This is a genomic window from Marinobacter alkalisoli (assembly GCF_045449855.1).
Lineage (GTDB): Bacteria > Pseudomonadota > Gammaproteobacteria > Pseudomonadales > Oleiphilaceae > Marinobacter.
Genome location: NZ_JBJJLC010000058.1, coordinates 1 through 11,133 on the forward strand (window position 1 = coordinate 1; position 11,133 = coordinate 11,133).

The 11,133-nt window shown below is 60.0% G+C and carries 10 protein-coding genes and 1 pseudogene; 6 read left to right on the forward strand and 5 right to left on the reverse strand.

Annotation, left to right across the window (positions count from 1 at the left end; all coding sequences use genetic code 11):
• Window positions 1-67 precede the first annotated feature (67 nt).
• Entirely contained in the window at window positions 68-1,150 is a 1,083-nt protein-coding gene (locus tag ACJO5Y_RS19520; protein WP_406989515.1) for a patatin-like phospholipase family protein, read from the reverse strand.
• Window positions 1,151-1,322: 172 nt separating this feature from the next.
• Here ACJO5Y_RS19520 and ACJO5Y_RS19525 point away from each other — a divergent pair, with 172 nt between their 5' ends.
• On the forward strand, window positions 1,323-2,399 hold the full coding sequence (locus tag ACJO5Y_RS19525; RefSeq protein ID WP_406989516.1) for a GGDEF domain-containing protein: 1,077 nt from the start codon (window positions 1,323-1,325) through the stop codon (window positions 2,397-2,399).
• Here the strand turns inward: ACJO5Y_RS19525 and ACJO5Y_RS19530 are convergent.
• The gene (locus ACJO5Y_RS19530; protein WP_406989517.1) at window positions 2,396-3,310 is read right to left on the reverse strand and encodes an alpha/beta fold hydrolase; all 915 of its coding nucleotides are present in this window, start codon (window positions 3,308-3,310) and stop codon (window positions 2,396-2,398) included. The genes ACJO5Y_RS19525 and ACJO5Y_RS19530 overlap by 4 nt on opposite strands.
• A gap of 198 nt (window positions 3,311-3,508) precedes the next feature.
• Between ACJO5Y_RS19530 and folE the strand changes: the two genes are divergently transcribed.
• Both folE and ACJO5Y_RS19540 read left to right on the forward strand, forming a co-directional pair.
• On the forward strand, window positions 3,509-4,078 hold the full coding sequence (folE, locus tag ACJO5Y_RS19535) for a GTP cyclohydrolase I FolE (protein WP_406989518.1): 570 nt from the start codon (window positions 3,509-3,511) through the stop codon (window positions 4,076-4,078).
• Window positions 4,079-4,082: 4 nt separating this feature from the next.
• Window positions 4,083-4,847 carry an SDR family NAD(P)-dependent oxidoreductase gene (locus tag ACJO5Y_RS19540; RefSeq protein ID WP_406989519.1) on the forward strand — a complete coding sequence of 255 codons (765 nt, stop codon included), beginning with the start codon at window positions 4,083-4,085 and terminating at the stop codon, window positions 4,845-4,847.
• A gap of 84 nt (window positions 4,848-4,931) precedes the next feature.
• On the opposite strand, the pseudogene folK reads toward ACJO5Y_RS19540, so the two are convergent.
• The 3 genes and pseudogenes from folK to ACJO5Y_RS19555 form a co-directional block, all read right to left on the reverse strand.
• Window positions 4,932-5,225 (reverse strand): annotated as a pseudogene (gene folK / locus ACJO5Y_RS19545) (2-amino-4-hydroxy-6-hydroxymethyldihydropteridine diphosphokinase); the annotation flags it as partial.
• 7 nt (window positions 5,226-5,232) lie between these two features.
• Window positions 5,233-6,930, reverse strand: a complete 1,698-nt coding sequence (locus ACJO5Y_RS19550; RefSeq protein ID WP_406989520.1) for a hypothetical protein — start codon at window positions 6,928-6,930, stop codon at window positions 5,233-5,235.
• Entirely contained in the window at window positions 6,927-7,655 is a 729-nt protein-coding gene (locus tag ACJO5Y_RS19555; protein ID WP_406989521.1) for an MBL fold metallo-hydrolase, read from the reverse strand. The genes ACJO5Y_RS19550 and ACJO5Y_RS19555 overlap by 4 nt, the downstream gene beginning before the upstream one ends.
• 166 nt (window positions 7,656-7,821) lie before the next feature.
• Here ACJO5Y_RS19555 and ACJO5Y_RS19560 point away from each other — a divergent pair, with 166 nt between their 5' ends.
• From ACJO5Y_RS19560 to ACJO5Y_RS19570, 3 genes are all read left to right on the forward strand, one after another.
• Entirely contained in the window at window positions 7,822-8,256 is a 435-nt protein-coding gene (locus tag ACJO5Y_RS19560) for a CoA-binding protein (RefSeq protein WP_406989522.1), read from the forward strand.
• A 144-nt stretch (window positions 8,257-8,400) separates the two neighbouring features.
• Window positions 8,401-10,668, forward strand: coding sequence for a putative bifunctional diguanylate cyclase/phosphodiesterase (locus tag ACJO5Y_RS19565; protein WP_406989523.1), 2,268 nt, complete (start codon window positions 8,401-8,403; stop codon window positions 10,666-10,668).
• A 51-nt stretch (window positions 10,669-10,719) separates the two neighbouring features.
• Window positions 10,720-11,034, forward strand: coding sequence for a hypothetical protein (locus ACJO5Y_RS19570; RefSeq protein ID WP_406989524.1), 315 nt, complete (start codon window positions 10,720-10,722; stop codon window positions 11,032-11,034).
• Window positions 11,035-11,133: the final 99 nt, after the last annotated feature.

Below are 11,133 nucleotides of genomic sequence, written 5' to 3' on the forward strand. Positions count from 1 at the left end.
ACCCCACCAGCCCGAAACTCCCAATCACTAGCGCTATCCGCCGCAGCCCAACCCCAAAATGGCAAACCTAAAGCGGCCGAACCACCTCAGCCAACCGCCCGGAGGAAGCCAACTCCATAAACTCATCCCCCAACCGGTCACTCTCGGCAATCGCCTTACGCCAGGACCGCTCTCGCCCTTCATCATCGCCAACGTACTTCTCGAAATCCTTCCGGTCCGGCAGCTTGCGATCCGGCAACGACTCCAGATACTCCGGCGAAGGCGCCACCAGCACCACATCCTGAAGACGAGTCGCATCGCCCCTACGCCAGGGCAGCGTCTTGTCGAACCAGCCCGGCACCACCCTGTCGGTGAAATGCGGGTAAAGAATAATCCCCGGCTGTTCGTAGGGCAGATCCAGGTGATAATCCAGCAGCCCGCCATCGCGGTAGACCCCCTCCGGCGCACCGGGGATATTGCGCACACCGGACATCACCATCGGAATGGACGCCGACGCCAACAGCGCAGGCAGTAAATTGTCACGGGTCAGTGCCACTTCATGGCTGGGAAAATCCACCAGTTTCGACACCGGCGTTTTCAGGCGGGCATCGTGAATGATGCCGCGCTCCATAAAGCGACCCAGGTGACGCCGGCTCACCATGTTGGCACTGATCGCATTCATCAGGCCAAGGCTCAGCCTGCCCCGGGTATCGTGCTCCAGCATGCCCCGGCTGCGCACCACAACCACATTGAGCCGATAGAACGGGTGGTTCAGCAAATAGTCCTCATGGCCGCCCAGCAACTCTTCCAGAAACAGGACACTTTTCCGGCTCACCTCGGCAGTACTCACGCCCTTGGCAAACCGCTGGGAAGTATAAAGGTCAGCCAGGCGTGCCAGCTGGGCCTTGGGATCATCGGTCGAGGCAATGGCCGCAAAGCGCCAGCTGCCAATGGACGAGCCGATCAGCGAACGCTCCTGTGGGACAGCAGGCAACCAGTCTCCGAAAATGGCCTTGTCCAGCCCCGAAATACCCAGGGCCTTGGGGCCGCCGGCGGCGCCGGGAATCACATGGACATCGTCCGCGGACAGTGGCTTGTCGTGCAGTCGCTGCAGGGCTCGGCGACCGGCCCGGATAGTCAATGCGGGCGATCGGGTATGTATGGCTGTCATGACGGCTCCCTCCTGAAAACCCCGGAAGTTTATCGAACTGTCGGGCTACCAGCCAGAGAAGACACCGCCTCAATCCACTTAATCTGCCCCCACCTCGCGACACACCGTGCTAGACTTCCTGAAGTCCGGTCATGGAAGCGGGCTCAATAGAACACAACAGCAGGAGTAGGCTGTGAATCCATTTGCTTCGTCGGACACATTGGCCACCAACCCGACTCTCGCGGTACTGGGCTTCAAACGACAACTGGTCTACCACCTTCATTTCTGGTCGTTCATTGCCGTTGCCCCACTGGTCATGGTGCAGTGGAATCATGACAACTATCTGCTGTCCGCACTGCTGATCCTGTTCTGCATCAATGCCCTGCTGGTCATCGCGCTTCTCCGTTTCCGTAACGTCTATTTCCTGAAAGGGCGCCTGTTTCCATTGCTGGCGGTCATATGCGCCGCCTATTCCACCACCATCAACGGCCATGCCGGCCTCTACTGGGCCTACCCGGCCGCGACTGCCCTGTTCTTCCTGCTGCCGTTACGGGAGGCGGCCGTCTGCAACATCCTGTTTGTCACCGTCATGGCGGTGGTGTCGTTTCTCCAGTTCCCGGAAGCGGATTTCTGGCGTATCACCTTTTCCCTCGGCCTCACCTGCCTGTTTGCGATGATTTTCGCCTGGCTGGTGGGTCGACTTCATGAGGAACTCACGCGCCTGGCAACAACCGATCCGTTGACCGGCTGCCTCAACCGGTCGCAGCTGGCGGATATCCTCAACGGGCAGATCCAGATGCGGGAACGCTATGAGCGGGTCTCCAGCCTGATTTTGTTGGATCTCGACTACTTCAAGACAATCAACGACCAATGGGGGCACCTGGCTGGCGACACAGTGCTGACGGAATTGTCCGTGAGGATGCGCAGGCGTCTGCGGGAGAGTGACCAGCTGTTCCGGATCGGGGGCGAGGAGTTCATGCTGGTATTGCCGGAGACCCGCCAGCGGGACGCCGACACCCTGGCCCAGGAACTGCTCACCTGCATCAGCGCTCGCCCTTTCCTGGATGACATCAGTGTCACGGCCAGTGCCAGTGTGGCGGAAGTCGTCAAGGGTGAAACCTGGTCGGTATGGCTGAACCGGGCCGATCAGGCGCTGTACCTGGCAAAATCCCGGGGCCGTAATCAGGTGGTCAGTGCGCCGAGAACCTTAGATGTCTCCGCCCGCCGCGATGACGATAACACGGCAATGGTCGCCGATAGCGGACACTAACACTGTTTGCGAAAATCCCGATAAGCCGAGAACACATCCCATGGGCTTTCAAAGTGTGGATAGTGGCCGATGTTTCGCAAACTGACGACATCCGCATCCGGCACCAGTTCCCGGTAGCGCCTTGCCATGGCCGCGCCCGACACCGGGTCCGACACGCCGGAAATCAGCCGCATCGGCTGCGTTGCGTTCTGTAACGCGCCCACCCAGCGATTGCGGTGGCAACGCCGCTCTTCCATGAAATGAATCAGGTGGTGCAGGATGCCGCGGCCATTGTTGTAGGTGAGCAGCTGCCAGAAATCGTCCATGTCCTGGTGATCCGGCGGATTGGCCGGCCCCAGTAACCGGCGAAAGTTGCGCTCAAAGGTGCGACGGGTCAGACCACGACTAATCAGGCCGCCCAGGGGGCTGCGCAACAGTTTCTGGATAAGCAGCGGGTTATGGACTTCCGGAAACAGCGCGCCGTTAAGGAAACAGACACTGGCAATGCGGAACGGTAACGAGCCTTCCTGCTCCCTGGCCAGCAGCTCCTGGGTCACGCTGTCACCGTAATCGTGGGCAAGCAGATGCACCTTCTGCAAACCCAGGCCGGCAATCCAGCCCTCAAACAGATCTGCCTGGTCCTCAATGCTGTAGTCATAGCCCACCGGTTTGTCGGAGAACCCAAACCCCAGCATATCCAGCACCAGCACGTTGTATTGCTGGGTCAGCATCGGCCACATCCGGTTCCAGTCCCAGCTTGCGGTGGGGAAACCATGGAGCAATACCAGCGGCTCTCCCTGCCCCGCCATGCGACTGAATATGGCGTGGCCCTCATAGCTGAACCACTTACCGCCCTGCTGCCACCATTCCAGTGTTCCAACCTGTTGTTTGCCCCGGGAAGCCGTTGCGTGTCCGGAGATCACCTGATCCATGTTCTGTTCCTGGAAAGAGTTTGCAGTCTGAAACTGTAGAACAAACCGGTGCGGGCCGCCATAGCCACTCATCGAATTTGCGGGCGTCATCCGGGTCATCGGTGGTCTTTTGTGGACGGGTCCACGTAAACCATGGAGATAACCGGCGATTTCCCTTAAGCTTCGCTTTGAATCAGACACTGAATACCGGAACCGATTATGAGCAACTCCCTGGAAGACTTGACCAGCCATTACCGCGACATCATTAACGGCCTGGGGGAAGACACCTCCCGCGAGGGTCTGATGGACACGCCCAAGCGCGCAGCCAAGGCCATGCAGTTCCTGACTAACGGCTATCAGCAGGATCTGGGCGAACTGGTCAACAACGCCGTCTTTGAGTCCTCCATGGACGAGATGGTGATGATTCAGGACATCGAACTCTACAGCATGTGCGAGCACCATATGCTGCCGTTTATCGGCAAGTGCCATATCGCCTACATGCCACAGGGCAAGGTTCTGGGGCTGTCCAAGTTTGCCCGCATTGTCGACATGTACGCGCGCAGACTGCAGATCCAGGAAAACCTGACCCGGGAAATCGCCGAAGCCATTGAAACAGTCACCGGTGCCAAAGGTGTGGCCGTGGTGATTGAGGCCCAGCACATGTGCATGATGATGCGGGGCGTGGAGAAACAGAACTCCCGCATGAAAACCTCAGTGATGTTGGGCCAGTTCCGCAAATCCCAGGCGACCCGAACCGAATTCCTGCAACTGCTCAGCCACCGGGACTGATCCCATGTCGACCGCTCCCGTAGCCGTGGTAACCGGCGCCGGACGCAGGCTTGGCTACGAGATCAGTGCAGCGCTGATCAAGCGGGGCTACCGGGTGTTTGCCCTGTACCGGACCCCCACCGACGACGTGAACCACCTGGTTCGCGAGGGTGCGACGGCGCTACAGGTCGACCTGGGGGATCCCGAAGCCCTACAGGCCCGGATTGACGAGATCGCCCGCGACACGGCCAACGTCAGCCTACTGGTGAACAACGCCTCCACGTTTGAGACCGACGCTGAAGATCCACGGGAGCGGGCGGCTCAGGCTTCCTACCTGTTTCAGGCAAACAGCACGGCTCCCATGCAACTGATGCACGGTCTGTCAGTCCCTCTGGAACAGGCAGCCCTGGCGTTCGGGCGGCCGTCACTGGTCGTCAACATCACCGATATTTTCGCGGAGCGCCCGAATCCGCTCTACAGTGCCTACTGCGCGTCCAAGGCGGCCCTGGCCAACCTGACCCTGAGCTATGCCGCCCTGCTGGCCCCCAATGTGCGGGTAAACGCTATTATGCCCGGGCCGATCGGCTTTCTTCCCCGCCACACCGACAGCCAACGGCAGCAGGTGCTGTCAGAAACCCTGCTGGCCCGCGAAGGCGGCTTTCACAGTGTGGTTCTCCAGTTGCTGGCCCTGGTGGACAACGATTTCATCACCGGCGCCCAGATTCCGGTGGATGGTGGCCGGCGCCTGGCCCAGGGTATGGTCAGCGACGTCAAGGGAAACCCGGACTGACCCATCATTGCGACCGTCAAACAGGTCCCGGTAATAGGGCTCATCAATGTTCGAGCCCGCGAAGCGCCCACTCTTGCTGTATTCCAGGATGTCCACATCGAGGGTGCGGTCCTTGCAGCTGCTGAGCGGGTCGGAACGGTCCCGCCCGAAGGATTCCTCCAGCTGGTTCAGTTCACACTTCAGTTGTTGCGGGGACAATGGGCTGAATAGCACCGCCAAGGCGTTGAGGAACGAGCGCTCGGTGTCGATGCCCCGGGGGCGGGTGTGGATCACCGGCGACAGCCACAGGGACCCATGGGTATCCAACAGCCGTTCGACGGCCCTGGCCAGGTTGTGTTGCGGTTCAATGTTGCTTCCAAGTCCACACAGGTACCACATGACGGAGTTATCTCAGTAGCTTTCGAATATAGGCACCTACCAATACGGTCACCAGCAGCACTCCGATCATGGATTCCAGGGTCACCAACATGGAAAGCAGGCCGGTGGCCGGCGGGGCCGGCTCACTCCACTGGCCGTAGAAGCTGCTGATAAAGCTCTGCAGGCTGAGCATCACCGCCTCGCCGGAGCCGACGCCAATGGCCATGTACAGCATCGAGAATATCACCGAGACCATCAGCGCCGTCGCCAGAACATTCCGCAACCGGATGCCCCACCCGAAGACGCCACCGAGCAGGAAGCGACGGGCCCGGCTGGTTTCCTTGTGGTGGCGCATGTGGAAAAACGCGTGATCCTCCTCCCGCAGATGACCGGTGGCGGACATCCAGTTCTTGAAGCGGGTGTAGGCTTCCGCCAGCTGGCGGCGGTCCTCCCGGTCGGGACGAGGCATACGGGCCCTGGCCAGCAGACCAAAGGGCGGGGGTGTCGTGGATCGCCGGGCGGGGCTGGCCCCGTAAACCAGTGACACCGGATCAAACCAGGCCTGTTCCGCGTGAAAGCGGGCCATCTCGATGCTTGGGGTGCCCTCATCGGGCGCTTCCAGCGCCAGCATCCAGGCCTGGCCCACCGACGACCCGACCAGACTGCAACGCCCCCGGAGCCGGCGACCGGTCATCCGCAGGTGGCGGCCCACCAGGGTATCCTCGATGGCAATGCCGGTGTCTTCATCCACCACTACGACCCGGTCCAGCCAGAGGTCGGCCGCGAGTTCGCAGTTGTCGACCAGGATTGAATCCGCAGTGACCGTTGTCAGGCGTAACTGATTCAGGTGACTGCGACGGATCTCGATACCGCCGGAGACGGTATAGCCTTCGAAAAACAGTCCCCCCTCAAAGCTATTCCGGCTCAGTTGTTCGGCGTGGTAGCTCTGCCGTCCGATGTATACACCGCCCAGGGCGGGCTGATCGTTGACCGGCGCTTCGTCCTGCACGGCCATCAGTTGCACCGGCGCCTCGAAACTGCCGTTCAGCGCCAGGCAGCCGCTCAGGGTCATTTCGTTGAGCCAGAGCATGTCATCGCTGCCGCGGGTGCCGAACTCCATCAGCACGGAACAGGCCCGGATGCCACGGAAGGAAATACCGCCGGCGCCACTGAAATCACAGTCGAACATCACCACGCTGCCATCCAGGTGGGCGGATTTCAGGCTGAAATGGTTATTGAACTGACAGTTAAGGCACCACAGGCTGCCCTGAAACCGCGCACGGAGCCAGCGGAAATCACCCGACACCCGGCAATTGATCAGCACCACCGATCCGGCAATGTCCAGATCCGGCTGTTCCGAGCCATCCAGCACCGCATTGGCAATCACCACCACACCTTCCGCCGCACCGATGGCGGCAAGGAATTCAGCGCCGGCAAGGTGGCGCGGCTGATCCGTTGGCAGCGCCAGGCCGTGGCCGTTCACCTCCACCGCTGCCGTCTCGCAGGCGTCCAGCACCTCCCGCACCACCAACGTCTGGCCATCCCGACGATCCCGCCCGAGGCGAACCCGGAACGCCTGACCCACCGTGACTGCCGGGTACCCGGCCCTCTGGAACGGGCGCCAGTGGCTATAGCACAGCGCCTGATCCTCGGTCACCAGTACCAGAAAGCGCCCTGCCTTAAGGTCGGAATGGATGATCCGGGCAACCATTACGTCGTCGGTCAAAGGGCAAACTCCTGTCCCTGCTGCGCAAAGCCGGCAAAGTCCCGTTCCACCTCCGCCCGGTGTTGCTCGAAAGTGTCCTCGTAGCTCATCAGGTACATACGTTCACGCACGGTTTGCGGATAGTTTTCACGGAGTTCGCGAACCGACGCATGCACCGGATTCCAGTCTGACAGGGTGGCGTCGTGAAGAATGGTCCGGGGGGCGTACCTGGATACCAGCTCGGGAATTGGACGGGTATCGCCACTGAACAGCAAATGCTCGTTCAGCACCAGGCCATAGGACGGCTTTTCCGGGGTATGGCGGTTCTGGAACGGCCGTAAACGGACCCCTTCGAATTCAAAGGGCTGATCATCCAGCAGGACCACATCGAAGAAATCCGCCAGCTCGGCCGGCCCTTCTCCCACCTGGCCCATTACGCCCTTGAGGGTGTGATCCCACAGTTCTTCATAAACGCCGGGAGGCAGGTAAAGTGTGGGTTTGAAGCCATAACGGAAACGGCATTCGTACCCCAGACGCTCCAGGCCGAAACAGTGATCTGCGTGGGCATGGGTGATGAAAATAGCGTCCACGTCCGCCAGGGTCAGGCCCCGATCCCGCAATGCGAATTTGATGGTATAACCGGCATCGATCAGCAGGCGACGACCACCGGCTTCCACCATGGCATTATTGTTCCAGTGATCAATCGCTTCGGAGTGGCCAACTCCAAGCATGGTCAAGACTGCCATACTCTGGTCCTTTGTGAGTTACCGGGCGCATCAGACGGGAGAGCACCTTGAACAGCGATCCTATTACATGCAAGCCTTGGCGATCAAAGACCTATAGTATCATTCCCGGACACCGGCGACCGATGACCGGCCGACAACACAAACCGCAACCAGGGTTTACACAGCCATGCCAAGCCAGACACCAGAAGCCATTCGCGCTATCCTGACCAGCATCCGAACCATTGCCCTTGTCGGCGCGAGCAACAAATCCCACCGCCCCAGCCACGAGGTAATGGCTTACCTGCAGGGTCGTGGTTACCGGGTCATTCCGGTGAACCCGCGGCTCGCCGGCCAGCAGCTTCTTGGGGAAACCGTGTACGCCGACCTCAAATCCCTGCCCGAGCCGGTGGACATGGTGGAACTGTTTCTGGCGCCGGAACGGACCGGACCGGTCATCGACGCGGCCATTGAATTCAACATCCCCGTGGTGTGGATGCAAGTTGGCGTGATCAACGAACAGGGTGCCCGGAAAGCGGAGGCCGCCGGCCTGACGGTGGTCATGGATCGATGCCCCAAACAGGAAATCCCCCGGCTCGGAGTACCGCCCGTCTCCCGAGGGTAGGCCCGGTGCCACGGCGACGATTCCGCCCGCCACCGCTGCCCTTAATGACCTGTTCGAACCCCCTGCCTTCTGCCATAATCGGGTCAAACAATCCGAGTACTGGCAGCGCCATGTGGTTCAGAGAGCACCTGACCGGAGTAACGTGTGGAAAAACCTGAATCCGTGACAAACAAAGTCGTCAGGGGGCTGCTGCACCCTGTTGTTCCGGTACTGATTCTGATTTTTTTCCTCGGCATTGCCTCCGTCCTCAAATACGGCCTCGACAGGCAGGACGAACGCCAGATCAACAGCAACCTGACCAATGAGAGTCAGGCCATGGCCAACAGCCTGGAGCGGGAATTTCTGGTTCACGTTGAGGCGGTCCGCCGCATGGCGCAGCGGCTCGAAGCCAACCCGGATATGACGGAAGAACTCTGGAGCCGGGACGCCAGGAACTACCTTGACGACTTCGGGGTCTATCAGGCCCTGGAGTGGATTGACCGCGAGTTCATCATCCGCTGGCTGGAACCCCTGTCCGGTAACGAAGAGGTAGTGGGTTATAACGTGGCGTTTTCTCCCGAGCGGCGGGCAGCGCTGGAAGCGGCACAGGCCAACGGCACCATTGATATTTCCGGGATAATCGACCTCCGGCAGGGCGGCAAGGGCCTGGTGATCTACGTTCCGGTCTATGCGGGTGAGCGCAACAACGGCTTTATTGCCGGTGTCTTCCAGATGAACACCCTGGCCCGCCACCTACTCACCAACCGGGTCCTGGACGCCTTCCATGTCCGGATTTCCGATGACGGCGCCCCGGCCTACGAACTCAATACCGGCGGGGAATATGCTCGCAATTACGCCCATACGGTGGATGTCGATCTGCCGATGCTGGGCTGGTCACTGACCGTTACCCCGACCACCGACTGGGTCAATAGCCGGAAAAGCATCTGGCCCTGGACCACGTTTATCTCCATCTTGTTCATGGGAGTGCTCACCAGTCTCACCACCCTGCTGGTGCAGTTGGTCCTCAAGCGCAATCGTGCCCTGCTGAAGACCCGCAAGGAACTGGAGTTCGAAATTGACCAGCGCAAGGCGGCGCAACAGGACCTGGCCCGGCTGGAATCCACCGACACCCTCACCGGTCTGGCGAACCGCCGTTTCTTCATGGAAGACCTCAGCCATACCCTCAGCATCGCCGACCGGCAAATGCGCCAGGTCGCACTGGTGATGCTCGACCTCGACCGCTTCCAGATGCTCAATGACACCCTTGGCCACCAGTTCGGGGATGAGCTGCTGATCAAGGTTTCCGAGCGCCTTAACAGCCTGAGCGACGAAAAAGTCCTGGTGGCCTACTCTGGCGGAGATGAGTTTATGATCTGCCAGCAACACGTTGATAACCTGGACGATGTCATTCATCTGCTGGGGCAGATCAAGCAGTGTTACGCCGAGCCCTTCGAGGTTCAGAACGAGGCCCATTACATCACCGCAACCATGGGCATCGCCATTTATCCCCAGAGCGGGCTGGATACCGACACCCTGCTGCGCAACGCCGACATTGCCCTGTACCGGGCCAAGGAACAGGGGCGTAACACCTACCAGTTCTACACCGAGGGCATGCAGGAACGGGAGGTCATGCGCCTGGAACTGGACAAGGATCTCAGCCACGCCCTCGCCAACGACGAGTTTGTGCTGTACTACCAGCCCCAGGTTAATCTGGCGAGTGCTGAGATTCTCAGTGCGGAAGCGCTGATACGGTGGCAGCACCCCCGGCGCGGGTTGATGCCGCCAATGGAATTCATCCCACTGGCGGAAGAGAGCGGGCGCATCACCGAAATCGGCCGCTGGGTCGTTATGGCCGCGTGCCAGCAATTGGCCAGGTGGCAGGGCACGGCGTTCGAGCACCTGAGGATTGCCGTCAACCTGTCCGGGCGTGAGCTGGACGATGAGAATCTGGTGGATCACATCAGGGAGGCCCTGGAGACCCATAATGTGCCACCGGAACGGCTTGAGGTAGAGCTGACCGAGGAAATCTTCATTCAGAACATCGAACACAACCTCAACCAACTGTCCAGGCTCCACCAGCTTGGTGTGAACCTGGCCATCGACGATTTTGGGGTGGGGTATTCATCGCTGGGGTATCTGCGTGACTTCCCGGTCGACCTGCTGAAGATCGACCGCTCGTTCATTACCGAGGTCACCGAGCGTCACGATGACGCAGTGATCACCCGCGCGGTGATCAACCTGGCCCACAACCTCGGCATTCAGGTTGTCGCGGAGGGCGTGGAAACTATGGAGCAGCTGGCGTTCCTCAAGGATCATCACTGTGACCTGGCCCAGGGCTACCTGATCAGCCGGCCGGTTCCTGTCGCTACGCTGGAAAAGGCTCTCACCGAAGGTACCATGGTGACCGGCGTGCCGGTGGATACGCGCATATAGTCAGCCTTTTTAACCATCGCATCTGACCAATTCCCAGCAAGGTAAGACACCATGACAAGCCACTACCTGACCCCGGAACAAGACCGGAAAATCCGCCAGTGGGAGCGCTGGAACCGGAATTATTTTATCTTTGCCTTCGTGGCGCTGACGATCATTCTGGTGTTCAGCAGTCAGTTGGGCTTGTCCAGTGGCGAGAGCTGGGGGCCGCTCGGGGTTCTGATCGCGGCTCTGGTCACGCCGATTATTGTGCTTCAGTTGCGGCTGGCGTGTCCGGCCTGTGGTCACAAGATTGGCTGGCAGGCGAAGCTGATGGCGCCGGACCAGTGCAAGCACTGCGGTACGTTCCTTCGCGCCAAGGGGCAGTAACCTTCCTACCTTAAAAAAACCTTTGACCTGTGAGTTGCTCACAGGTTTTAGAGTATTATCGGGTTATCGGAGTTTGCCGTGTTGAGGCAGGAGCGACTT

Coding starts and splice junctions, on each gene's coding strand:
- ACJO5Y_RS19520 (WP_406989515.1), bottom strand. CDS start 1,150: ATGACAGCCATACATACCCGATCGCCCGCATTGACTATCCGGGCCGGT.
- ACJO5Y_RS19530 (WP_406989517.1), bottom strand. CDS start 3,310: ATGGATCAGGTGATCTCCGGACACGCAACGGCTTCCCGGGGCAAACAA.
- ACJO5Y_RS19570 (WP_406989524.1), top strand. CDS start 10,720: ATGACAAGCCACTACCTGACCCCGGAACAAGACCGGAAAATCCGCCAG.
- ACJO5Y_RS19540 (WP_406989519.1), top strand. CDS start 4,083: ATGTCGACCGCTCCCGTAGCCGTGGTAACCGGCGCCGGACGCAGGCTT.
- folE (WP_406989518.1), top strand. CDS start 3,509: ATGAGCAACTCCCTGGAAGACTTGACCAGCCATTACCGCGACATCATT.
- ACJO5Y_RS19555 (WP_406989521.1), bottom strand. CDS start 7,655: ATGGCAGTCTTGACCATGCTTGGAGTTGGCCACTCCGAAGCGATTGAT.
- ACJO5Y_RS19560 (WP_406989522.1), top strand. CDS start 7,822: ATGCCAAGCCAGACACCAGAAGCCATTCGCGCTATCCTGACCAGCATC.